Genomic DNA, 22,815 nt, shown 5'->3' with positions numbered 1-22,815 from the left:
GATGATGTTGAAAGCGTTGTCAAGACAAAGAAAGGAGTGGGAGAAATGCGGAGCAAATTTAAAAATTTAACTGTGCAAGTCATTATCGGTATTATTTTAGGGATTATCGTCGGATTTTTATTCCCGGAATTCGGCACGAAGCTGAAAGTATTGGCCGATGGGTTTATTAAGCTGATTAAAATGGTGATTGCGCCGATCATTTTCTTCACGGTCGTCATCGGGATCGGCAATATGGGCGACTTGAAAAAAGTCGGCCGCATCGGCGGCAAGGCGCTCATTTATTTTGAAATTGTCACCACGTTTGCGTTGGCTATCGGGATTGTCGTCGTCAACCTAGTCAAACCAGGGGTCGGGTTTAACACCGATGCCGTAAAAGGCGGCGACATTTCGCAATATACGAAGCAGGCGGAAGAGACGAGCCACGGGTTTGTCGATTTCGTGCTCAGTATTATCCCGGATAACGTCGTCGCAGCGATGGCCAGCGGAGAATTGCTTCCGGTACTCTTCTTCGCCGTCCTGTTTGGCTTGGCGGCAGCAGGGTTAGGGGAGAAAGCCAAACCGGTGCTTTCGTTGTTTGAGCGAATCGCTGAAATTTTCTTTGGCGTCGTCAATATGGTCATGAAAGTTTCGCCGATTGCTGCATTTGGCGCGATGGCGTATACGATCGGCACGTTCGGCCTTGGTTCGCTCGTGTCGCTCGGTAAACTGATGGGTTCTGTTTACATTACGATGGCGCTTTTCATTTTCGTCGTGCTTGGCGGGATTGCCAAGTTTTATGGGTTTAACATCTTTAAGTTTCTCGCTTATATCAAAGAGGAACTGTTGCTTGTTTTGGGCACATCTTCGTCTGAATCAGCGCTGCCGCGGCTGATGGAACGTTTGGAAAAATACGGGTGCTCGAAATCGGTTGTTGGTCTTGTCGTTCCGACAGGGTATTCGTTTAACCTAGACGGCACATCGATTTACTTGTCGATGGCGGCGATTTTTATCGCTCAAGCGTACGGCATTGATTTAACCATTTGGCAAGAGCTGACGTTGCTTGGCGTATTAATGCTCACCTCGAAAGGGGCAGCAGGGGTTACCGGTTCCGGCTTTATTACACTGGCTGCAACGTTGGCAGCATTTCCGATGATTCCGGTCGAAGGCATCGCCTTGTTGCTTGGGGTTGACCGCTTCATGTCGGAAGCGCGGGCGATTACGAACATCATCGGCAACGCTGTGGCGACGGTTGTCGTTTCAAAAATGGAAAATGAGTTTCATCCTTCTGCTGGACAAAATCTAGCGGAAGGGAAGATGACAATCGCGAAGTGAGGAACGGGAATCTGCCCCTAAGGGCTGTATGAACAGCCTTTGGGGGCGGTTTTTTATTTTGGCAAAAAATATAGAAAAACGAGCCCCGAAACGCACTGCACATTGCAAATCGGCGGATGAAAAAAGGATGGAGCGAGACGGAGAGGGGATATTTTCCTCGTTTTTTGTGCATATATTTTGCTTTTTCCTGGACGTTTTTCCATAATAAAGCTATACCGATGTTGGAGGAGGAAGCAGATTGAACAGTTTGCAAGACTGCGCTGTATTACATAACGGTGTGCAAATGCCGTGGGTTGGCCTTGGCGTCTACAAAGTAAAGGAGGGCGAGGAAGTAAAAAGCGCGGTGCGCACCGCGTTGGAAATTGGCTATCGCCATATTGACACGGCCGCTTTTTACGAAAACGAAGAAGGGGTCGGGCAAGCGATCCGTGAATCCGGCATTCCGCGCGAGCAAGTATTTGTGACGACGAAAGTATGGAACACCGACCAAGGGTATGAGACGACGCTGAAGGCGTTTGATGCAAGCTTGAAAAAGCTTGGGTTTGATTATGTTGACCTGTACTTAGTCCACTGGCCGGTGAAAGGGAAGTATAAAGAGACGTACAAAGCGCTGGAAAAGCTGTATAAAGACGGCTATGTGCGCGCGATTGGCGTCAGCAACTTCCAAATTCACCATTTGCAAGATGTGCTGGCTGACTGCGAAATTAAGCCGATGGTCAACCAAGTCGAGTACCATCCGCGCTTAACGCAAAAAGAGCTGCAGGCGTTTTGCCGGGAAAACGGCATCCAGCTTGAGGCATGGTCGCCGCTTATGCGCGGGGAAATTTTAACCGAACCGACAATCGTTGAAATTGGCAAAAAATACGGGAAAACGCCAGCGCAAGTCGTGTTGCGTTGGGATTTGCAGCACGGCGTCGTGACGATCCCGAAATCGGTGACGCCGGCGCGTATTAAAGAAAATGCCAACCTTTTCGATTTTTCGTTGACAGCCGAGGAAATGAAGCAAATTGATGCGTTAAACTTGAATAAACGGATTGGCGCCGATCCAGACAACTTCAACTTTTGATAAACAGGATCGGCCAAACAGCGCCCGTCGTCGGCGCTGTTTTTTCTATAAGAGAAATGAAACCAAGGTGGCATATTTGACGTATGAAATGATGAACAAGTACAATAAATAATAGTATACACAATTGGAAAAACGGAGGGTGCTGAGATGCTATTCCATCCGATGGATATTTTCATTTTTATCGCCTTCCTGATATCGCTTTGGGCGCAATGGAAGGTATCAAGCAATTTCAATGCCTGGTCTGAAGTTCCAGCCTCATCGGGGTTGACGGGGGCGGAAGTGGCGCGCATGATTTTAGACCGCCACGGCTTGCATCACGTGCCGGTTGAGGTCGTTCCGGGACGATTGTCCGACCATTACGATCCAATTTCCCGCACTGTTCGTTTGTCGGAACCTGTCTTTTACGGGCGTTCGATCGCTTCCATTTCCGTTGCCGCCCATGAGGTCGGTCATGCGGTTCAGCATCAGCAAGGGTATGCGGCGCTCGTTCTTCGCCACCGGATGTTCCCTGTTGTGAATTTGGCTTCCGGCGTGGCTCCGTTTTTACTGCTGGTTGGGTTTTTGCTCCATCAATTTTCATTGATCGGTCTCGGCATTTTGTTCTTCTCACTGGCGGTGGCGTTTCAAGTCATCACGCTGCCGGTCGAGTTTAATGCGAGCGCCCGGGCGAAACGGTTTATCTTGGCGGAAGGAATTATCGCTCCGGATGAAGTTCGCGGCGTGAACAAAGTGCTCGGCGCAGCGGCGTTGACGTATGTGGCCGCGACATTGATCGCCGTATTTGAGCTGTTGAAGTATGTGCTCATCTTTACCCAAGGGAACAATAACGAAGAGTCGTAATGCGTTGTGCCGCCTTAGGCTGTCCGCCGTTGGCGGCATGGCGAAACTTTTGCACGCAGGAGGTGTACCTGGGCGCTTCATCCGCGCTCGGAGATGAATTGGACATAGCCAGTTTGCTGTTAGTGGCGTTACTTATTGCCTGCACCGCCTTTTTTGTCGCTTCGGAATTTGCGATCGTCAAGGTGCGCAGCACGCGCATCGACCAACTTATCAATGAAGGCAATAAACGGGCGATCGCGGCGAAAAAAGTGATTTCGAACTTGGATGGCTATTTATCGGCGAACCAGCTCGGCATTACGCTCACCTCGCTTGGGCTTGGCTGGCTTGGGGAGCCGACGGTGGCGCGGATGTTGCTGCCGCTGTTTGAACGCCTCCATTTATCGGAATCCGTTTCCCACTTTTTAGCCTTTATTATTTCGTTTTCATTGATCACGTTTTTGCATGTTGTTGTCGGCGAATTGGCGCCGAAAACATTTGCTATTCATAAAGCAGAAGCGATTACGCTGTGGACAGCCAAGCCGCTCATTTGGTTTTACAAAATCATGTATCCGTTCATTTGGACGCTCAACAACTCTGCGCGGCTCGTGACGCGCCTGTTTGGCCTCAGGCCAGTGGCGGAGCATGAAATCGCCCACTCTGAGGAGGAGTTGCGCCTCATTTTATCAGAAAGCTACAAAAGCGGGGAGATCAATCAATCCGAGTATCGCTATGTCAACAACATTTTCCGCTTTGACGATCGCATAGCGAAGGAAATTATGGTGCCGCGCAAAGAAATTGTCGCGCTCGATATTAACAAAAGCTTCAAGGAAAACTTGGACATCATTCGCGAAGAAAAGTATACGCGCTATCCGGTCATTGATGGCGATAAGGACCATGTGCTCGGGCTCATTAACGTGAAGGAAGTGTTTACGGATTTCATCGCCAACCCGTCCCATGATAAACAGATCAAAGACTATATCCGCCCGATTATTCAAGTGATTGAATCGATCGCCATTCACGATTTGTTGGTCAAAATGCAAAAAGAACGCATCCATATGGCGATTTTAGTCGACGAGTACGGCGGCACATCCGGATTGGTAACAGTTGAGGATATTTTGGAAGAAATTGTCGGCGAAATCCAGGATGAGTTCGATATCGATGAAACGCCGCTTATCCAAAACATTGGCGATCGGTTCATTTTGGATGGCAAGGTGCTCATTAGCGAAGTGAACGATTTGTTAGGGCTTGAAATCGATGATGACGATGTCGATACAATCGGCGGTTGGGTGTTGACGAAGCATTATGACATCAAAACAGGCGATACTGTGGAAATCGACAACTATCTCTTTACGGTCAAAGAGATGGATGGCCATCACGTCAAGACGCTCGAGGTGGTGAAAAAAGAACCGGATCGAGAGGAAGAAAGCGAAACGGCGGACGTTGAAGAAGAGCAGCTGCGTTTGTAAGGCAGACGGGGAAACGTCTGCCTTTTTTGCGTCTGCCTTGGGGGCGCCTGCTTTGGCGTGCCGCGAAACGTTAGCAGTGTTCTTGGTTGTAAACGGATGGAAGGGGAACGGGAAAGTCGTCCGTCGGTGCGAGGCAGACGACTTCCTCATTTGTAAACGGGTGGCGGAACGTTAGTTTAGCGGCATGCAGCGCATGACGATGAAATATCGGCTGGCCGCCGTAAAGCGTGTCGCCGACGAGCGGATGGCCGAGATGGGCCAAATGGACGCGAATTTGGTGCGTCCGTCCGGTGTCAAGGGTAAGCTCGACAAGCGACGCAGCGGGGAACGTTTGGAGCACGCGATAGTGCGTCACTGCTCTCGCCCCGGTTCGCGAGACGCGGCGGCGCGTCGGATGATGGCGGTCGCGGCCGATCGGCGCAGAAATCGTTCCGGATTTGGTGGACAGGCGGCCGTGAACGAGGGCGATATACGTCCGCTTAATGGCGCGCTGGGCGAGCATCCGGTCGAGCGTTGCGCCGGCGAGCGGATGTTTTGCAAATAGAATGGCCCCCGATGTGTCGCGGTCGAGCCGATGAATGTGGCGCACTTTTGTCAAAATAGCCTGTGACTGCAAATAAAAGGAAACGGCATTCGCAAGCGTGCCGGTTTGTCCCGCTTCAGACGGATGGACATCGATGCCGGCTTCTTTGTTTACGACGAGCAAATGGTCGTCCTCCCATAAAAGCGAAAGCTCCCGGTATTCCGGAACGATCAAGGAAGGCTCCGGCGCATACGCATGAAGCTGAAGCCGATCCCGCTCGCGCAACACTGTCTGCCATGAGACCGCTTCGCCGTTTCGTTTGACGCCGTGTTCCATTCGCCATCGGTGGGCCAGTTTTTTGGATGCAGCCCATACATTTTTCAGGAGCTGTTCGATGGTCAAGCCGCTCCAAAAGTCGGGAATCGAACATTCAAGCCAATCGCCTTTTCTCGTCCACAAATGTTGTCACCCTCCCAGTTCCCTGTAGTCGTGGAAACACTTTCTACCCCTACATAGGCGGCAAATATGGTACACTCATAGTATCGTCTTAGCGATGGAAAACGCAAGCATTGCGGCGAGAAAAGGTGGTATGAACATTGAAGATAATGTATGCGGCAACCCCGGAGCAAGAAAACTATATTCACTATTTGCTCAATTATTTTTACACCGATGTTTTCCCTTATTACTTCGATGATGAACAAATTCGCCAGTTTGAGGAATGGGGCATTCTTTCGCTGAACGATGGCCATGTTGCATATAATGGGACGATGAAAGAGGCATTCCAAATTATTTCTGCGCTGCAGTCGCTGATCACCGTCATTGAATATATCGGGGAACATGGAGAGTGCGATCAATACGAGTGGTTGTTTGTCCGCAATCAAAACATTTTGGCTCGTCATGGCATCACCTTTCCATTTCGGGCCAAGCAGTTTCTCCATAAGCGGGCGATGCCGTGCAGCATGTATGTTCCCGCTGTGAACCAGTGGGTGATGTAGGGCAAGGGGCTGCGTCTTGTAAAAGGCGCAGCTCCTTATTTTTTTGGCATTGGCAGTGAGGCAAACCATCGGCGAAACGTTTTTTCATCATGGTATCCTTCGATGCGTTTTGCCTCTTTGCCGTTTTCATAATGGACAATGGTCGGGGTTGCTTCAATATGGTATCTGTCCCAACCGTCTTCAAATTCGAGCAAGTTGAACAGTTTTAAGTCGATGCCCAGCTGTTTCGCCAAAGGAACGACGATCGGCGTTGTCCGCTGGCAGTGCGGGCATGTCGGGCTGTAAAAGTAAACGGTCAGCGTCTTGCCGTCAGCCAGTTGCTGTTTCAACTCCGCGGGCAAAATAATGTTGCGGTAGTTCGGGTCGTCAAGTTGGGCGACAGTGGCTGGGTTCAGCTCGCTTTTATGGTAAGGGTTGTTGCTTGCGGCTTCTTTTTGTTCGTACATCGTAATAAACGCGATCGCAGCGAACAGGACGACAATGATGCCGCCAAATGCGAGCAGTTTTTTCAACGTTCGCTCTCCTTTCTTTGCTGGCGCATGACGGTCCAACTTAACAAAATAATGATCATAAAGGCAGTGAACGCCAAAAATGGAATGGTGATAAATCCAAGCCAGTTTATATATTGCCCTGTGCACGGAATGCGGCCGCAACTGATGGCGTATTCTTGAAGCAGCGGAATTTTTTGCAATCCATAATGATACAGAGAAATACCCCCGCCAATCAATGACAGTGTGAAGCTATAGCGAGCCGCCGCAGCGTCTTTGCGCACGATGGCGATTCCTAAAATGATGACTTGCGGATACATAAAAATGCGTTGAAACCAGCACAGGTCGCACGGAATGTACCCAAGCACCTCCGAAAAATAAAGGCTTCCGAGGGTGGCGATGAGCGCGGTCGCCCATGCGGCCAAAAGCAAGTGTTCTGCGCGTTTTTCTTGTTCCATCCTTCTCCCCTTCTTCCGTTGCAGACACCGTTGCCCGATCTTACACTGTTCAGCTCCATTATATAGGGATGGAAAACGGAACGTCCATTCATAACCGGCAAAGGGCAGGAAAGAAAACAACATTTTCTATCTATATCGCTCGACAAACGAGCCATACTAATCGGTGAAAGGGGAGGATCACATTGACGAACAACAGCGGAACGAAAGTGCAAGACATTATGACGAAAAACGTGGCGACCATTTCGCCGAACCAAACAGTGCAAGAAGCCGCGCAAATTATGAGTCAAAAAAATATTGGCGCGCTGCCGGTTGTGGAAAACGGGCAAGTGAAAGGAATGATCACAGACCGCGACATTACATTGCGTGTCTCGTCCCAAGGGAAAGACCCGTCGACGGTCAAAGTAGCGGATGTGATGACAAACCAAGTCGTCACCGGTACGCCAAACATGAGCGTTCAAGATGCCGCCAATGTGATGGCGCAGCACCAAGTCCGCCGCTTGCCGATCGTCGAAAACAACCAGCTTCAAGGCATTGTCGCTTTAGGCGATATTGCGACGAACAGCGCATCGAACGAAGCGGCCGAACAGGCGCTGACGAACATTTCCGAACCTTCGCAGCCGCAAGGGTAATGGAAGAAAAAGGATGTCCCGGAAAACAGGGACATCCTTTTTCTTTCGGCAGGTATATTGTATGATAGCAGCGAATACATAAAAAGGGGAAATCAAGATAGGGAGGGCAACCGATGGACTGGAGACAAAAATACGAACAATGGCTTCATGCTCCGCAGCTCGATCCGGAGTTGAAGCAGCTGCTGAACCAACACAGCGATGATGAACGGTGGCTCGAAGATTGCTTTTACAAAAATCTCGAGTTTGGCACCGGTGGGATGCGCGGCGAGATTGGACCGGGAACGAACCGGATGAACATTTACACGGTTCGAAAAGCGTCGGAGGGGTTGGCGCGATACATACAGTCGTTTGGCGATGAGGCGAAGCGGCGCGGCGTTGTCATTGCCTATGACTCGCGGCATAAATCGCCGGAATTCGCCATGGAAGCCGCGAAAACGTTGGCGACAAACGGCATCCAAACGTACGTCTTTGAGGAACTGCGGCCGACGCCGGAACTGTCGTTTGCTGTCCGCCATTTGCGGGCGTTTGCCGGCATTGTGATCACCGCGAGCCATAATCCACCGGAATACAACGGCTACAAAGTCTATGGCGAAGACGGCGGGCAGCTGCCGCCGGATACTGCTGACGAAGTGATCCGCTACGTCAATGGAGTTGAGAACGAGCTTGCCATTCAGGTTGATGATGAAACGACGTTAAAAGAAAAAGGATTGATCCGCATCATCGGCCCAGAAATCGACGAGGCGTATGTAAATGCGGTGAAAACAATTTCCCTTCATCCGGAGCTGGCCCGTGAAACAGCGATCAACATTGTCTTTACCCCGCTTCACGGCACGTCAAACAAACCGGTGCGCCGCGCCTTGGCCGAGTTAGGTTACCAAAACGTCTTTGTCGTCAAAGAGCAGGAACAGCCGGATCCGAATTTCTCGACCGTTGCTTCGCCCAATCCGGAAGAGCATGCAGCTTTTGCCTTGGCGATGGAGCTTGGCAAACAAGTGAACGCCGATTTGTTGATTGCGACTGACCCGGACGCGGACCGGCTCGGCATCGCGGTCAAAAACGAGCAAGGGGAGTATGTCGTGTTGACCGGCAACCAAACAGGGGGACTGCTCCTCCATTACTTGCTGTCGCAGCGACAAGAAAAAGGTCTTTTGCCGAGCAACGGCGTCGTTTTAAAAACGATCGTGACATCCGAATTTGGCCGGGAAATCGCTGCATCATTTGGCCTTGAGACTGTCGATACACTCACTGGATTCAAATTTATCGGCGAAAAAATTAAGGAATATGAACAAACAGGGCAATATACGTTCCAATTCGGTTATGAGGAAAGCTACGGGTATTTGATCGGCGATTTTGCCCGCGATAAAGACGCCGTCCAGGCGGCTGTCCTCGCTGCGGAAGTATGCGCGTTTTACAAGAAGCAAGGGCTGTCGCTCTATGAAGCATTGCTGCAGCTGTTTGCCAAATACGGCTATTATCGTGAAGGGCAGCGGTCGCTGACATTAAAAGGCAAGGAAGGGGCGGAGACGATCGCCGCGATTTTAGCGTCATTCCGCCAGCATCCGCCGGTGGAAGCTGCAGGGAAAAAGGTGACCGTGATCGAGGATTATACAACGAAAGAGCGGACGAATACGCTGACTGGAGAAAAAACGGCAATCACGTTGCCGACTTCAAATGTGTTGAAATATATGCTCGAGGACGGCTCATGGTTTTGTCTGCGGCCGTCGGGAACGGAGCCGAAAATGAAGGCATACTTCGGCGTGAAGGGGATTTCGCTGCAAGACAGCGAGGAAAAATTGGCGCGTCTTTCCGACGCGGTCATGCAACGGGTGCACGATGTGCTGCGAGCCGTTTCGCCTTCGTACATTCAATGAGAGAACAGCGGGGAGTGGGTTGAACCCATTCCCCGTTGTTTTTACGAATAGAAATACGCGTACTGCTCGACTCCCGTTTTTTGTTCGCTTACCTCAAGCGCATGGTCGATGTAGCGAAGCAAAGCCGTGAGCCGCTCTTGAATGACGGAGTAGTCATGTTCGAAATTATAGGCGTGGAGAAACTTCTCAATTTTTTTTGACAATATGTCATCAGGCGTGCGCACCATCAAAATCAGCAAATTGTCCCATTCGGAGCGATGCGTATAGTAAAGCGCCTTATCATAGTCGACGGTGTTCAAGCGGCATGCCTCCTTTATCAAGAAGGAGTCATTGTTAGTGTATGACGGTGGGGCGTTTTGTTGCCCTGTAAATGTTGCGACAGAAGGCAAAATATAAATTATAACCGAAATGAAAACGAAAAAGGAAAAATAAATGTTGCAATTTTGTGACAAGGGTAGTATCCTCAAAATAAGGGGATGATGAGAATGAACAAACGGCACGAAGGGCAAGAAATGATCAACATGTGCAAATGGATGGCGTCAGTGGGATTGATTGTCGGAGTCGTACTGTTTTTGCTTAGTTTTATCGCAAGCGCTTACAACAAAGACTTTTTCTTGACGATTGTCAGCCTTGGAATTATAGGGGCCTCGATGGTGATGTTTGGATTCGGTTTGTTTATGGGGCTGTTGACAGAAACGTATCACCGCGGCCCGCGCGAGAACGTATAGCGTGCATCGAGAAATGGAAAACACCGGGATTACCCCGGTGTTTTCCGCTTTTGTTGCATGTACCAATAAAGGATGGCGAAGCCAAGAGCGGCCAAAAAGATGGGAAATAAGAACGGACGGTAGGCGTGGATGTACTGCTTGACGGCCATCCAGCGGCTTTCGAAATAGGCGCCGATCGTTAAAAAGACGGCGACCCACACCATCGCCCCGCTGTAGGCAAACAAGGCAAACTTTCTCAAACTGTAGGCGTTTGTGCCGGCCCAAAAGGCGGCGAGATGTCGAACACCGGGGATGAAATAACAAATGAACAATACCGCTGGGCCAAGTTTTGAAAAAAGCGCTTTTGTTTGCTCGAGCCGTTTCTCGGTTAGATGGAATTTGGCACCGAATTTATGCAAAAACGGCAGCCCTAATGTGATGCCAAGGATATAACTGAGTGAAATGCCTGCGATCGCCCCGAACCAACAGGCGAGAAAGGCGAGCGGATACGAAAAGGCGCCGGTTGAGACGCGATAGCCGGCATACATCAACAGCAATTCATCTGGAATCGGCAATCCGACGATGCCGAGCATGAGCGAAACCATAATGCCGACGTAGCCAAAATGTTCGATGAGATGATGCCAATATTGATGCAAACGATCACCACGCTTTATGGAAATATGTCGTGTACAACACAAATTATAACGGACGGCAGGCAGAAATGGAAAGCACGGGCAATGATTCAATGTATCAAAACTTCTTTTCCCTCATACATTGTGGTAAGGGGAAAAGGGGGGATTTGGATGCGGCAGGACGAGCTGAAAGAGCTGGAACGAGCGATTGCGGAGATTACAGAAATCGCAGAAGGATTTGGGTTGGACTTTTACCCGATGCGCTATGAGATTTGCCCGGCTGACATTATTTATACATTTGGCGCTTATGGGATGCCGACGCGGTTTTCCCACTGGAGTTTCGGGAAACAGTTTTACAAAATGAAGCTCCATTATGACTTAGGATTAAGCAAAATTTACGAACTTGTCATTAACTCGGATCCTTGTTATGCATTTTTGCTCGATACGAATACACTGATCCAAAATAAGCTAATTGTCGCCCATGTGTTGGCCCACAGCGACTTTTTCAAAAACAACGTCCGTTTCAGCAACACGAAGCGGGATATGGTGGAAAGCATGGCGGCGACAGCAGAGCGGATCAAACATTATGAGCACCAATACGGAAAATGGGAAGTGGAAAAGTTTCTGGATGCCGTCTTAGCCATTCAGGAGCATATCGATCCGTCGCTGTTGCGGCCAAAGTTGTCATGGACGTGGGAGGATACAGAGGTGTATGAAGAAGAAGCCCCGCCTAAGACATCCACGCCATATGACGATTTATGGACGCTCGATGAGCGAAACAAACCGAAAGAGCCGCCGCGGAAAAAGCGCCGCAAGTTTCCGCCGCAGCCGGAAAAAGACGTTTTGCTGTTTATCGAAGAATACAGCCGTGAACTGGAGGACTGGCAGCGCGACATTTTGACGATGATGCGCGAGGAAATGCTCTATTTTTGGCCGCAGCTAGAGACAAAAATCATGAACGAAGGCTGGGCGACGTATTGGCATCAGCGCATTTTGCGGGAAATGGACTTAACGAGCGATGAAGCCATTGAATTCGCGAAGTTAAATGCCAACGTTGTGCAGCCGTCGCGCACCGGCATCAATCCGTACTATTTAGGGCTGAAAATTTTTGAGGACATCGAAGAGCGCTGGAACAACCCGACGGAAGAGATGAAAAAATACGGTGTCAAGCCAGGCTCAGGACGGGCGAAAATTTTTGAAGTGCGCGAGCTGGAATCCGATATTTCGTTTTTGCGCAACTATTTGACGAAAGAGCTGATCATGCGGGAAGATATGTACTTATTCCAAAAACAAGGGAAAGATTACAAAATTGTCGACAAGCATTGGGAACATATCCGCGACCAACTCGTCAGCATGCGGGTGAACGGCGGATTCCCGTATATCACGGTCAATGACGGCGATTATATGCGCAACGGAGAGCTGTATTTAAAACATTGGTATGAAGGGATCGAACTCGATCTGAAGTATTTGGAAAAAGTGCTGCCATACATTTATCAGTTGTGGGGCCGTCCGGTCCATATGGAGACGGTCGTCGAGGAAAAGCCGATGTTGTTTACGTATGATGGGAAGACAGTGCATCGAAAATATTTGTGATGACGAACGGCAGGGATATCCTGCTTTTTTTGTTTGTCACGGCAGATATGTGAAAAACGTCACAAATTATTCGAATTTGCGATGGATAAGAGCAGAAAGTTTATGGGATAATAAACACAGCTGGATTGTGATGCTTATCACAATTATATTGTGTGAGGCATGTACGGGGAGGAATGAACGTGTGGAAACGGCAAGAAACGTGGCTCATCTGGATTAGTTTTTTGGCGGCAGCCGCCGTGTTTGTTTCGTTGCTGGGACGGCTGTTTTCACAGGGGGGATGAACCGTGCGCGAGTATGATCCAGTGTGGCTCAGCCGTGTGCTGACAGAGTTGACGTTGACGTTTCATATCATTTACGCCACGATCGGCGTCGGGATTCCGCTCATGATCGCCATTGCCCAGTGGGTCGGAATTCGGAAAAACGATATGCATTACATTTTGCTCGCCCGCCGCTGGACGCGCGGCTTTGTCATCACCGTCGCCGTCGGCGTTGTGACCGGAACGGCGATCGGCTTGCAGCTGTCGCTTTTATGGCCGAACTTTATGCAGCTGGCTGGCCAAGTGATCAGTTTGCCGCTGTTTATGGAGACGTTCGCCTTCTTTTTTGAAGCCATTTTTCTCGGGATTTATTTGTATACATGGGACCGATTTGAAAACCAGAAAAAACATTTGCTGTTGCTCATTCCGGTGGCGGTCGGCTCTTCGGCTTCGGCCATGTTTATTACGATGGTGAACGCCTTTATGAACACGCCGCAAGGGTTTGAGATGAAAAACGGCGAGCTCGTCAACATCGACCCGATCGCCGCGATGTTCAATCCGGCCATGCCGACAAAAGTCGCCCACGTGTTGGCGACGGCGTATATGACGTCGGCGTTTGTGCTCGCTTCGATCGCGGCGTGGCATTTATGGAAGGGCAACCGCCACGTGTATCACCGCAAGGCGCTTCATCTGACGATGAAAACGGCGTTCATTTTTTCCGCAGCGAGCGCTCTTGTCGGCGACTTGTCAGGCAAGTTTTTGGCCGAATACCAGCCGGAAAAGCTGGCGGCTGCCGAGTGGCATTTTGAAACGAGCTCCCACGCGCCGCTCGTGTTGTTTGGCATGCTGACAGAGGATGGCGAGGTGAAGTATGCCATTGAAATCCCATATGCGTTAAGCATTTTGGCGCACAACCACCCGGGGGCGGTTGTGACCGGGCTGAACGACATTCCGAAAGATGAGCGCCCGCCGCTTTATATCCACTATTTGTTCGATGCCATGGTGACGATTGGTGTGTTTTTGATGATTTTATCGGCTGCTTATTGGCTTGGATCGATTTTTCGTTGGAAATGGACAGAGAAAACTTGGTTTTTTGGATTGTTGACTGCAGGGGGGCCGTTGTCGATGATCGCGATTGAAGCCGGATGGTATTTGGCGGAGGTCGGTCGGCAGCCATGGATTTTGCGCGGTTATATGAAAACGGCCGAAGCTGCAACATCGTCTGCCCATGTCGATGTGATGCTTGTGTTGTTTTGCATATTATACCTCGTATTAGGAATCGCCAGCGTGATCGTCCTTGTCCGTTTGTTTCGCCACAATCCGGTTGAGCGGGAACTGGCGGAGCGTGGGGAGGTGGCGCCGTGACGCTTGAAGTCATCGGTATTTCAGTGCTGTGGTTGTTTTTGTTCGGCTATATTATTGTCGCTTCCATTGATTTTGGTGCTGGATTTTTCAGCGCTTACAGCTATTGGGCGAACAAACAGCATATTTTGCACCGCATCATTCAGCGCTATCTGTCGCCGGTATGGGAAGTGACAAACGTCTTTCTCGTCTTTTTCTTTGTCGGGATCGTCGGATTCTTTCCGAAGACGGCGTATTATTATGGCTCAGTGCTGCTTGTTCCGGCCAGCATTTCGATTGTTTTGCTCGCCATTCGCGGCTCGTACTATGCGTTTCACACCTACGGGGGAACGGAGCGGAACTGGTATTTGCTCGTTTACGGGCTGACAGGCTTGTTGATTCCCGCCTCGCTGTCGATCGTCTTGACGATTTCGGAAGGCGGATTTGTCGAGAGGCGCGGAGAGGCCGTTGCGCTGGATTACGGGAAACTGTTTGCAAGCCCTTTGTCATGGAGCATCGTGTTGTTAAGCGTCACAAGCGTCTTATACATTTCCGCCGTGTTTTTGACGTATTATGCGAACGCGGCCGGGGATGAGCGGGCGCGGGAGCTGTTGCGCCGCTATGCCCTTCTTTGGAGCGGACCGACGATGTTGTCGGCGCTGCTCATCATTTACCAGCTGCGTCATCACAATCCCGAACATTACGCCCGTCTATGGGAGATGGCGTGGATGCTCATCATTTCGCTTTTGTTTTTTGCGGCCACCGTTTATTTGCTTTGGCGGCAGCGGCGGTTTGGCTGGGCGTTTATCGCGCTTTTGTTTCAATATGCATTCGCGTTTTACGCGTATGGCATTTCCCATTACCCGTATTTGCTCTACCCGTATTTGACGATTTACGACGGGTTTACAAACGAAACGATGGCTATTGCCTTGATTATCGCATTTATCGCTGGCTTGCTGCTTTTAATTCCGTCGCTGTATTTGCTTATGCGCCTCTTTTTGTTCAATAAGGCATATGTCAAAGGAGAATGGGAAGGGGGAAAAGGATGATGCAAACGTTTTTGATTATGTATGCGCCGCTGCTGATTGTTGCACTTTCCGTCGTTGCCGCCTTTTGGGCCGGATTGAAAGACGAGCGGGTGAATGAATAAGGCTGCATAAACAACAATGCATAGTTTGCCGCATATGGCCCACACTAGCGGATGACAACGACTCAAGGAAGGGTGGGCGATCATGAAAGACGTATTGCAGCGTGTGAAAGAACAGTTGGAACAGGCGTTTGACGAACCACGCTCGACGAGTCTTGATGGGGCGATTCATGAGCTTGAACAATTGAAGGCGAGTTCCGGAGAGAAGAGGCAAATGATTGAAGACGTCATTCGCGCTGTCACCCATGCGCGCAATGCACGGGTCGAACTTGCCGCCGCCGGTGACGAATCGGCGACAAACGCTTTCGCTGAGGCCTATCGGGCGCTCGATCAAGCGATTGAATCGTACAGCGATGTTGATAACGATCCGGTATAAGGCAGGTGGGGATGCCCCATCTGCTTTCTTCTATGACGGTAATGCGGCAGGTCAAATCAGTAGCCGATCGGCAACAAACATGGTACAATAACAGCGGATAAAGGAAGAAAAAGGTTTTCTAGGGTTCCGCAGCTGCCTGGCGGCTGGACTGCGACCGAGAGAAAACGCGCGTCATTCTCGCGTACACGGAGGGATAAAAGCCCGGGAGGAGTATCATTTTTGATATTTCTCACGGCTTTTTTATTTTTCGAAAGGAGGAATGAAACATGGCGTGGGTATACTTAGTTGTCGCCGGGATATTCGAAATCGTCTGGGCCATTTCCCTGAAATATACGGCTGGGTTCACCCGTCTGTGGCCGTCTGTCGTCACTGTTGCGGGGATGGCGGCCAGTTTTTACTTTTTATCGATGGCAACGAAAACATTGCCGATCGGCACCGCCTATGCGGTTTGGACGGGAATCGGGGCGCTCGGGGCGGTCATCATCGGCATGCTGTTTTTAAATGAGCCGATAAACGCGCCGCGGATTGTCTTTTTATTGTTCATTCTTGTCGGGATCATCGGTTTAAAGTTCACAGCCGGGCAATGAAAAGGCGGAGGGAATTGTTGCGCTGTTTGGAAAGGGAGTGGAGGCGGTTTTTTGCAACAGATGAAAAAATGGTATTGACAGGATGCACAAACATTGAATATCATGAAATTGCAAAGTGAATATGCATTTGTTAAAGGGGAGTAGCTTTAACAGCAAAGTCGTCAGTTCAGGGCGTGCGCCCTCGGCTTTGTTGGCAACGGCAACGTTGTTAGCGAGACCTTTACCTGCGGCGGTAAAGGTCTTTGTTTGTGAAAAGACCTTTACCAAGAATGGTAAAGGTCTTTTTTCATTGCTCGAAACGAAAGGGGGAAGATAATCGTAAAAGAAAATGGACGAGGCTTTGGAAGAAAATCGTCAGAAGGATGGAGGGGAATGGTATGCGCAAGTGGTGGAGGCGACTTCGCCTGGTCGTTCACGTCCGACGTTTTCTTCCGTTTTTGGTTGAATTTTTTGCTTCGCGCGAGGTGCCGATGCGAAAAAAAGCGTTCTCTGTCGGGCTGTTTCTGCTATATATGGTGCTGCCGTTTGATCTCATTCCGGATTGGCTCGCGTTGTTTGGTTTTATCGATGATTTCGCCGTTCTTATGTTTATTTTGCAACAAGTCATCAAGATGGCGCCGATTTCGCTAAAGGAAAAATATAACTTGTGAAGGGGGATTGTTCCATGGATGTATTGTCAGCAGAGTTTTGGACGGCGTTGCTGTCGATCATCATTATCGATCTTTTGCTGGCAGGGGATAACGCCATCGTAATCGGGTTGGCGGCCCGCAACTTGCCGAAACATCAGCAAAAAAAGGCCGTTGTCTGGGGAACGGTCGGCGCTGTCGTCATCCGGGCGCTGGCAACGATTTTTGTCGTCTGGCTGCTGAAAATCCCAGGGCTTTTGCTTGTCGGCGGTGTGCTGCTTGTCTGGATCGCTTACAAGCTGCTTGTTGAGGGGAAAGATCATGATGATGTTGAAGCCGGGGGAAGTTTATGGGAGGCGATTCGCACCATTATTATTGCCGACGCGTTGATGGGGCTTGACAACGTGTTGGCGGTGGCTGGTGCGGCGCATGGAAGTTTTCTTCTCGTGATCCTTGGGCTGCTCATTTCCGTTCCAATCATGGTGTGGGGCAGCACGCTTATTTTAAAATGGATTGAACGCTTTCCGATTATCATTACGATTGGAGCCGGTGTTCTTGCTTGGACAGCGGCAAAAATGATCGTTGGCGAGCCGTTTTTGAAAGAGTATTTTGCCAATCCTGTGGTGAAATACGGGTTTGAGCTGCTTGTTGTTGCTGCCGTCATTATGGTTGGGACAATGAAAAAAAGAAAGTCCGCCAAAGAGCCGCAACCGAAAGCCGCCAATGAATAATTGGCGGCTTTTGTGGCTGGGCAATCACCAAGCGGATGGCTATTTCCATTTCAGCAGCAGAAATTGCAGCAGCCATCCAATGGAGAGCCCGGGGATGACAGATAAGATCGGCAGCCAAATCGGTCCAAAAAACACGCCGCCGATCGTCACGTGCGACGAGTACATCAAGCCGATCGTCACAAAGTAGGCGGAGACGACAAACGGCAAAAACGAGTACGGCGTTTGCCCGCCGCCAGCGTCTTTAAACGCATCCCACATGGCAAAAAAGTATAAACATGGATAAAACATCAGCCATCCGATGTCGATGATGCGGGCCGCCTCATCTGTACGTCCTAAAAAGCTGAGGCGGATGGCTTCGTTGAAGTGAGATTGGGTATTAATCACAAATTCCAACGCAATAAACAAAATTCCTTTTATATACTTTTTGTTCAACAGTTGCCCGAAGCCAGGCAAAGCAATGCTCCATAACAATGCTTCGATCGCCTTCACTTTCTCGAACCCTTTACTGAAATAGTAGTTGATCGTTGTTTTGTCCATTGCGCCGTCAGATGGAGCTGGGGACAATCGATGGGTGCTTCATGGTCAGTTGCTGGTTAAGCCGATGGGTGCAATTACATTTTTTGCGCCAAAGACTTGTTTTATACTTTTTTGCAATAGGAATGCAGGAAAACTTTCCCATAGAACCAAACGATATGTTAGCTGAAGATAAAAAATACTTTAAATTTTTTAGAATAATGAATATAATAGTTACGTAAAGGATTTTGACAAATAAATAAAGGGGGAAGCCGTGTGAAGGGACTAAAATCGATCTTGTTATGGGGGCTCATTTCCGTCCTCGGGGCCGCCGCGTTTGCCATTTTGGCTTTAAGCCGCGGTGAGTCGGTCAACGCCATGTGGCTGATCGTCGCCGCCGTCTGCACGTATGCGGTCGCCTATCGTTTTTACAGCCGGTTTATCGCCCGCAAAGTGTTCGGTCTTGATGATAACCGGAAAACGCCGGCTGAAGTGTTTAACGACGGGAAAGACTATGTCCCGACGAACAAATGGGTGCTATTTGGCCATCACTTTGCCGCTATTGCGGGTGCGGGACCGCTTGTCGGACCGATTTTGGCCGCGCAGATGGGCTATCTGCCTGGGACGCTTTGGATTGTGATCGGCGTTGTGCTCGGCGGAGCGGTGCAAGACTTTGTCATTTTGTTTGCTTCGATGCGCCGCAACGGGAAATCGCTTGGCGAAATGATCAAGGAAGAAATGGGACCGGTGACGGGCTTTATCGCAGCGCTTGGCATTTTGGGCATTATGATTATTTTATTGGCCGTATTGGCGCTCGTTGTTGTGAAAGCGCTTGTCGGAAGCCCGTGGGGGATGTTTACGATCGCCGCGACGATTCCGATTGCGATTTTGATGGGCATTTACATGCGCTTCATTCGCCCGGGGCGTGTTGCCGAGGCATCGCTTGGGGGATTTGTGCTGTTGATTTTGTCGATTGTGGCCGGTCAGTACGTCGCAGAGCATCCGACGCTTTCGGCGATGTTTACGCTCAAAGGGGAAACGATCGCGATCTTAATGATCATTTACGGATTTGTCGCTTCGGCGCTGCCGGTATGGCTGCTGCTTGCGCCGCGCGACTATTTGAGCACATTCTTGAAAATCGGCACCATCGTCGGATTGGCGCTTGGCATTTTCGTTGTGATGCCGGATTTGCAAATGCCGGCAGTGACGAAATTTATCGACGGTACAGGACCGGTCTTCGCCGGCAATTTGTTCCCGTTCTTGTTCATCACGATTGCCTGCGGCGCAGTGTCCGGGTTCCACGCGCTCGTTTCATCCGGCACGACGCCGAAGATGATTGAGCTTGAAAGCCATGCGCGGCCGATCGGCTACGGTGCGATGTTGATGGAGTCGTTCGTCGCGGTTATGGCGATGGTGGCGGCTTGCGTCTTGACGCCAGGGGCGTATTTTGCCATCAACAGCCCGGCGGCAGTGATCGGCACGGATGTCGTTCAGGCGGCCAAAGTCGTGTCGTCGTGGGGATTTACGATCACCCCTGACATGCTGACGGAGCTGGCGAAGGACGTCGGCGAGCAAACGGTGTTGTCGCGCACGGGCGGGGCGCCGACGTTGGCGATCGGGATGGCGCACATTTTATCGAGCGCCATCGGCGGCAAGGCGCTCATGGCGTTCTGGTATCACTTTGCCATCCTGTTCGAAGCGCTGTTCATCTTGACGACGATTGACGCTGGCACGCGCGTCGGCCGCTTTATGATCCAAGATATTATGGGGACGTTCTACAAGCCGCTTGGCAAAACGGATTCGCTTGCCTCGAACTTGATCGCCACGACCCTTTGTGTGTTGGCGTGGGGTTACTTCCTGTACCAAGGCGTCGTCGATCCGCTTGGGGGCATCAACACCCTATGGCCGCTGTTTGGCATCGCCAACCAAATGTTGGCGGGCATCGCCTTGTTGTTTGCGACGACCATTCTATTTAAAATGGGCAAAAAGGCTTATGTTTGGGTGACGCTCGTGCCGACGACATGGCTTTTGGTCGTCACGCTGACGGCGGGGTATCAAAAGCTGTTCCATGAAAACGTTAAAATTGGTTTCTTGTCGCATGCGAAAATGTTCCAAGACAGCTTGAGCCAAGGCAAAATTTTGGCGCCGGCCACGAATGAGGCGCAAATGCGGCAAATTATTATGAACGACTACATTGATGCGACATTGTGTGCGATTTTCATGCTCGTTGTGATTGCGATGTTGATCTCGGCGTTGAACATCTGGATCAAAGTGCTGCAAAACAAACATGTGCCGCTCAAAGAAGCGCCGTACGTGCCGCGCGATGGAGAAGGAGCGAAGCATTATGCCTAAATGGCTGCAAACTGTGTTGGCCTATCGCCGGCAGTTTCTTGACTTGCTTGTCGGCGTGCCGAGTTATGAAAAATATGTCGAGCATATGAAAACCCATCATCCGGGTGAGCCGATCAAGTCGCGGAAAGAGTTTTTCTGCGAGGCGCAAGAGGCGCGCTACAATGCCAAGGGCGGCAAAGTGTCGCGTTGCTGCTAGCGGCTGGAAAGGAAGGAGGGGGGCCCCTTCTTCCTTTTTTCAACGTCTGCATCGAAACGCTGTCCATTCCAGCCTAGGCTTGGCTATGAACATGTGGGAAAAGGGCTGCCGATTGAAGCCGATCATTTGCAAGGGTATTTGCTGGAGCTGGCGAAACAGTATGACATCCACGCCCCGATGCTTGAAACCGTCTATCATAACTTGAAAATTTACGAAGCGGGCCGCACCGCTAATGAACGTTGATTATCGTTCGAATCGGCCGTTTGCCAGCATGTCGATCGTCTGGCAAACGGCTGTTGTTTTACGGGCGGCAATTGAAAACAACAGCCTAAAAATATTCGTCAATCATTTTTTCGCTAGTCTTGAAAAAGAGAGTTGTATATTGCCGTCATGTAGTGTACAGTGGATAGTGAAAACGTGTGCACAAAGGGGGAGGCAGCCTTGAAAAAAACATGGTGGAAAGAGGGCGTCGCCTATCAAATTTATCCGCGCAGCTTTATGGATGCCAACGGCGACGGCATCGGCGATCTTCGCGGCATCATCGAAAAGCTGGATTATTTGGTGGAGCTTGGAGTCGACATCGTTTGGATTTGTCCAATTTACCGGTCGCCGAACGCCGATAACGGATATGACATCAGCGATTATTATGCCATTATGGATGAGTTTGGAACGATGGATGACTTCGATGAATTGCTTGCCCAAGCCCATCGGCGCGGGTTGAAAGTCATTTTGGATTTGGTCATCAACCATACGAGTGATGAGCATCCGTGGTTTATCGAATCGCGGTCATCGCGCGACAATCCGAAGCGCGACTGGTACATTTGGCGCGACGGCAAAGACGGGCGCGAACCGAACAACTGGGAAAGCATTTTCGGCGGCTCGGCATGGCAGTATGACGAGCGGACGGGTCAATATTATCTGCATATTTTTGATGTCAAACAGCCCGACTTGAACTGGGAAAACAGTGAGGTGCGCCAGGCGCTTTATGAGATGGTCAACTGGTGGCTGGATAAAGGTATCGACGGCTTTCGCATCGACGCGATCTCCCACATTAAGAAAAAGCCGGGTCTTCCCGATTTGCCAAACCCGAAGGGGCTGAAGTATGTACCGTCGTTTGCCGGGCATATGAACCAGCCTGGCATTATGGAATATTTAAGAGAGTTGAAAGAGCAAACGTTTGCGCGATATGACATTATGACGGTCGGCGAGGCGAACGGAGTAACGGTTGATGAGGCCGAACAATGGGTCGGGGAAGAAAACGGCGTGTTCAATATGATTTTTCAGTTTGAGCATCTAGGGCTATGGGAAAGGCGTGCGGATGGTTCCATCGATGTCCGCCGCCTAAAGCGGACGTTGACGAAATGGCAAAAAGGGCTTGAAAACCGCGGGTGGAATGCGTTGTTTTTGGAAAACCACGATTTGCCCCGCTCCGTTTCGACGTGGGGCAATGACCGCGACTATTGGGCGGAAAGCGCCAAGGCGCTCGGCGCGCTCTACTTTTTCATGCAAGGGACGCCGTTCATTTATCAGGGGCAAGAGATCGGGATGACGAACGTGCGGTTCGATGACATCCGTGATTATCGTGATGTGTCCGCTCTTCGCCTGTATGAACTCGAACGGGCGAAGGGGCGGACCCATGAGGAAGCGATGACGATCATTTGGCAAACCGGGCGCGACAACTCGCGCACCCCGATGCAATGGTCTGGTGCCCCAAACGCTGGATTCACGACAGGTACGCCATGGATCAAGGTGAACGAAAACTATCGTACGATCAATGTCGAGGCCGAGCGGCGCGACCCGAACTCGGTATGGTCGTTTTATCGACAAATGATTCAGCTTCGGAAAGCGAACGAGCTGTTTGTTTACGGAACGTACGATCTGCTTTTGGAAAACCACCCATCCATTTACGCGTACACAAGAACGCTCGGACGTGATCGCGCGCTTGTAGTCGTCAACTTGTCGGACCGCCCGTCACTTTACCGCTATGACGGCTTCCGCCTTCAGTCAAGCGATTTGGCGCTCTCGAACTACCCGGTCCGTCCGCATAAAAATGCGACGCGTTTTAAGCTGAAACCGTACGAGGCGCGCGTATACATCTGGAAAGAATAAGAAGGAATTTGCCTTTCTGTGT

The 22,815-nt window shown here is 50.4% G+C and carries 25 protein-coding genes, 1 pseudogene and 1 riboswitch; of the genes and pseudogenes, 20 read left to right on the top strand and 6 right to left on the bottom strand.

What is annotated here, in order from left to right; all coding sequences use genetic code 11:
* The first annotated feature begins 45 nt into the window (after window positions 1-45).
* From CV944_RS05930 to CV944_RS05915, 4 genes are all read left to right on the top strand, one after another.
* Window positions 46-1,311, top strand: coding sequence for a dicarboxylate/amino acid:cation symporter (locus CV944_RS05930; protein ID WP_100659404.1), 1,266 nt, complete (start codon window positions 46-48; stop codon window positions 1,309-1,311).
* Window positions 1,312-1,549: 238 nt separating this feature from the next.
* Complete coding sequence (locus CV944_RS05925; protein WP_100659405.1) at window positions 1,550-2,377, top strand: aldo/keto reductase; 828 nt, start codon at window positions 1,550-1,552, stop codon at window positions 2,375-2,377.
* Between the two features lie 147 nt (window positions 2,378-2,524).
* Window positions 2,525-3,217, top strand: coding sequence for a zinc metallopeptidase (locus CV944_RS05920; RefSeq protein WP_100659406.1), 693 nt, complete (start codon window positions 2,525-2,527; stop codon window positions 3,215-3,217).
* A gap of 98 nt (window positions 3,218-3,315) precedes the next feature.
* On the top strand, window positions 3,316-4,662 hold the full coding sequence (locus tag CV944_RS05915; protein WP_100659432.1) for a hemolysin family protein: 1,347 nt from the start codon (window positions 3,316-3,318) through the stop codon (window positions 4,660-4,662).
* 70 nt (window positions 4,663-4,732) lie between these two features.
* On the opposite strand, the gene CV944_RS05910 is transcribed toward CV944_RS05915, so the two are convergent.
* Window positions 4,733-5,644, bottom strand: a complete 912-nt coding sequence (locus CV944_RS05910; protein WP_100659407.1) for an RluA family pseudouridine synthase — start codon at window positions 5,642-5,644, stop codon at window positions 4,733-4,735.
* A gap of 137 nt (window positions 5,645-5,781) precedes the next feature.
* Between CV944_RS05910 and CV944_RS05905 the strand changes: the two genes are divergently transcribed.
* On the top strand, window positions 5,782-6,180 hold the full coding sequence (locus CV944_RS05905; protein WP_100659408.1) for a YhcU family protein: 399 nt from the start codon (window positions 5,782-5,784) through the stop codon (window positions 6,178-6,180).
* A 35-nt stretch (window positions 6,181-6,215) separates the two neighbouring features.
* Here CV944_RS05905 and CV944_RS05900 read toward each other — a convergent pair whose 3' ends face one another.
* Window positions 6,216-6,692: a thioredoxin family protein gene (locus tag CV944_RS05900; protein ID WP_100659409.1), complete on the bottom strand. Its 477-nt coding sequence runs from the start codon at window positions 6,690-6,692 to the stop codon at window positions 6,216-6,218.
* Entirely contained in the window at window positions 6,689-7,126 is a 438-nt protein-coding gene (locus CV944_RS05895; RefSeq protein ID WP_013523012.1) for a disulfide formation protein C, read from the bottom strand. Before CV944_RS05895 ends, CV944_RS05900 begins: the two co-directional genes overlap by 4 nt.
* A gap of 182 nt (window positions 7,127-7,308) precedes the next feature.
* On the opposite strand from CV944_RS05895, the gene CV944_RS05890 reads away from it, so the two are divergent.
* Window positions 7,309-7,755, top strand: coding sequence for a CBS domain-containing protein (locus tag CV944_RS05890; protein ID WP_094239605.1), 447 nt, complete (start codon window positions 7,309-7,311; stop codon window positions 7,753-7,755).
* A gap of 113 nt (window positions 7,756-7,868) precedes the next feature.
* Entirely contained in the window at window positions 7,869-9,626 is a 1,758-nt protein-coding gene (locus tag CV944_RS05885; protein ID WP_033009340.1) for a phospho-sugar mutase, read from the top strand.
* Between the two features lie 41 nt (window positions 9,627-9,667).
* Here the strand turns inward: CV944_RS05885 and CV944_RS05880 are convergent, their stop codons facing one another.
* On the bottom strand, window positions 9,668-9,925 hold the full coding sequence (locus CV944_RS05880; RefSeq protein ID WP_050368250.1) for a YhdB family protein: 258 nt from the start codon (window positions 9,923-9,925) through the stop codon (window positions 9,668-9,670).
* A gap of 180 nt (window positions 9,926-10,105) precedes the next feature.
* Between CV944_RS05880 and CV944_RS05875 the strand changes: the two genes are divergently transcribed.
* Window positions 10,106-10,354 carry an MFS transporter gene (locus CV944_RS05875; protein ID WP_100663954.1) on the top strand — a complete coding sequence of 83 codons (249 nt, stop codon included), beginning with the start codon at window positions 10,106-10,108 and terminating at the stop codon, window positions 10,352-10,354.
* A 29-nt stretch (window positions 10,355-10,383) separates the two neighbouring features.
* Here the strand turns inward: CV944_RS05875 and CV944_RS05870 are convergent, their stop codons facing one another.
* Window positions 10,384-10,989: a DedA family protein gene (locus tag CV944_RS05870; RefSeq protein ID WP_100659410.1), complete on the bottom strand. Its 606-nt coding sequence runs from the start codon at window positions 10,987-10,989 to the stop codon at window positions 10,384-10,386.
* A gap of 147 nt (window positions 10,990-11,136) precedes the next feature.
* Between CV944_RS05870 and CV944_RS05865 the strand changes: the two genes are divergently transcribed.
* From CV944_RS05865 to CV944_RS05835, 8 genes are all read left to right on the top strand, one after another.
* On the top strand, window positions 11,137-12,558 hold the full coding sequence (locus CV944_RS05865; protein WP_100659411.1) for a SpoVR family protein: 1,422 nt from the start codon (window positions 11,137-11,139) through the stop codon (window positions 12,556-12,558).
* 284 nt (window positions 12,559-12,842) lie between these two features.
* Window positions 12,843-14,180, top strand: a complete 1,338-nt coding sequence (locus CV944_RS05860) for a cytochrome ubiquinol oxidase subunit I (RefSeq protein WP_100659412.1) — start codon at window positions 12,843-12,845, stop codon at window positions 14,178-14,180.
* On the top strand, window positions 14,177-15,205 hold the full coding sequence (locus CV944_RS05855; protein WP_100663953.1) for a cytochrome d ubiquinol oxidase subunit II: 1,029 nt from the start codon (window positions 14,177-14,179) through the stop codon (window positions 15,203-15,205). Before CV944_RS05860 ends, CV944_RS05855 begins: the two co-directional genes overlap by 4 nt.
* A complete protein-coding gene (gene cydS, locus CV944_RS18035; protein ID WP_483299646.1) occupies window positions 15,205-15,306 on the top strand; it encodes a cytochrome bd oxidase small subunit CydS family protein in 102 nt (33 codons plus the stop codon). The genes CV944_RS05855 and cydS overlap by 1 nt, the downstream gene beginning before the upstream one ends.
* 82 nt (window positions 15,307-15,388) lie before the next feature.
* Window positions 15,389-15,679, top strand: a complete 291-nt coding sequence (locus CV944_RS05850; protein WP_100663952.1) for a hypothetical protein — start codon at window positions 15,389-15,391, stop codon at window positions 15,677-15,679.
* A gap of 107 nt (window positions 15,680-15,786) precedes the next feature.
* Window positions 15,787-15,889: riboswitch (guanidine-I (ykkC/yxkD leader) on the top strand.
* A 56-nt stretch (window positions 15,890-15,945) separates the two neighbouring features.
* On the top strand, window positions 15,946-16,266 hold the full coding sequence (locus CV944_RS05845; RefSeq protein ID WP_050368256.1) for a DMT family transporter: 321 nt from the start codon (window positions 15,946-15,948) through the stop codon (window positions 16,264-16,266).
* A 377-nt stretch (window positions 16,267-16,643) separates the two neighbouring features.
* Complete coding sequence (locus CV944_RS05840; RefSeq protein WP_063330078.1) at window positions 16,644-16,916, top strand: YkvA family protein; 273 nt, start codon at window positions 16,644-16,646, stop codon at window positions 16,914-16,916.
* A 14-nt stretch (window positions 16,917-16,930) separates the two neighbouring features.
* Window positions 16,931-17,623 carry a TerC family protein gene (locus tag CV944_RS05835; RefSeq protein ID WP_094239621.1) on the top strand — a complete coding sequence of 231 codons (693 nt, stop codon included), beginning with the start codon at window positions 16,931-16,933 and terminating at the stop codon, window positions 17,621-17,623.
* Window positions 17,624-17,662: 39 nt separating this feature from the next.
* Here CV944_RS05835 and CV944_RS05830 read toward each other — a convergent pair whose 3' ends face one another.
* Window positions 17,663-18,112 carry a hypothetical protein gene (locus CV944_RS05830; RefSeq protein WP_100659414.1) on the bottom strand — a complete coding sequence of 150 codons (450 nt, stop codon included), beginning with the start codon at window positions 18,110-18,112 and terminating at the stop codon, window positions 17,663-17,665.
* Window positions 18,113-18,412: 300 nt separating this feature from the next.
* Between CV944_RS05830 and CV944_RS05825 the strand changes: the two genes are divergently transcribed.
* The 4 genes and pseudogenes from CV944_RS05825 to CV944_RS05810 all read left to right on the top strand — a co-directional run bounded on the left by CV944_RS05825 (window position 18,413) and on the right by CV944_RS05810 (window position 22,793).
* Complete coding sequence (locus tag CV944_RS05825; RefSeq protein WP_100659415.1) at window positions 18,413-20,488, top strand: carbon starvation CstA family protein; 2,076 nt, start codon at window positions 18,413-18,415, stop codon at window positions 20,486-20,488.
* Entirely contained in the window at window positions 20,481-20,684 is a 204-nt protein-coding gene (locus tag CV944_RS05820) for a YbdD/YjiX family protein (RefSeq protein WP_015374005.1), read from the top strand. Before CV944_RS05825 ends, CV944_RS05820 begins: the two co-directional genes overlap by 8 nt.
* A 99-nt stretch (window positions 20,685-20,783) precedes the next feature.
* Window positions 20,784-20,927, top strand: a pseudogene (locus CV944_RS17575) (ketopantoate reductase C-terminal domain-containing protein); the annotation flags it as partial.
* A 198-nt stretch (window positions 20,928-21,125) separates the two neighbouring features.
* Entirely contained in the window at window positions 21,126-22,793 is a 1,668-nt protein-coding gene (locus tag CV944_RS05810) for a glycoside hydrolase family 13 protein (RefSeq protein ID WP_100659417.1), read from the top strand.
* Window positions 22,794-22,815 lie beyond the last annotated feature (22 nt).

Source organism: Geobacillus sp. WSUCF-018B, from assembly GCF_002809985.1.
GTDB lineage: Bacteria > Bacillota > Bacilli > Bacillales > Anoxybacillaceae > Geobacillus > Geobacillus thermophilus.
This window is presented reverse-complemented; position numbering and strand designations above follow the sequence as displayed.

Bases quoted from the DNA above. Each gene is read 5' to 3' on its own strand.
- CV944_RS05835 (WP_094239621.1), top strand. From the start codon at position 16,931: ATGGATGTATTGTCAGCAGAGTTTTGGACGGCGTTGCTGTCGATCATC.
- CV944_RS05850 (WP_100663952.1), top strand. From the start codon at position 15,389: ATGAAAGACGTATTGCAGCGTGTGAAAGAACAGTTGGAACAGGCGTTT.
- CV944_RS05885 (WP_033009340.1), top strand. From the start codon at position 7,869: ATGGACTGGAGACAAAAATACGAACAATGGCTTCATGCTCCGCAGCTC.
- CV944_RS05930 (WP_100659404.1), top strand. From the start codon at position 46: ATGCGGAGCAAATTTAAAAATTTAACTGTGCAAGTCATTATCGGTATT.
- CV944_RS05895 (WP_013523012.1), bottom strand. From the start codon at position 7,126: ATGGAACAAGAAAAACGCGCAGAACACTTGCTTTTGGCCGCATGGGCG.
- CV944_RS05845 (WP_050368256.1), top strand. From the start codon at position 15,946: ATGGCGTGGGTATACTTAGTTGTCGCCGGGATATTCGAAATCGTCTGG.
- CV944_RS05920 (WP_100659406.1), top strand. From the start codon at position 2,525: ATGCTATTCCATCCGATGGATATTTTCATTTTTATCGCCTTCCTGATA.
- CV944_RS05840 (WP_063330078.1), top strand. From the start codon at position 16,644: ATGCGCAAGTGGTGGAGGCGACTTCGCCTGGTCGTTCACGTCCGACGT.
- CV944_RS05875 (WP_100663954.1), top strand. From the start codon at position 10,106: ATGAGAATGAACAAACGGCACGAAGGGCAAGAAATGATCAACATGTGC.
- CV944_RS05865 (WP_100659411.1), top strand. From the start codon at position 11,137: ATGCGGCAGGACGAGCTGAAAGAGCTGGAACGAGCGATTGCGGAGATT.
- cydS (WP_483299646.1), top strand. From the start codon at position 15,205: ATGCAAACGTTTTTGATTATGTATGCGCCGCTGCTGATTGTTGCACTT.
- CV944_RS05820 (WP_015374005.1), top strand. From the start codon at position 20,481: ATGCCTAAATGGCTGCAAACTGTGTTGGCCTATCGCCGGCAGTTTCTT.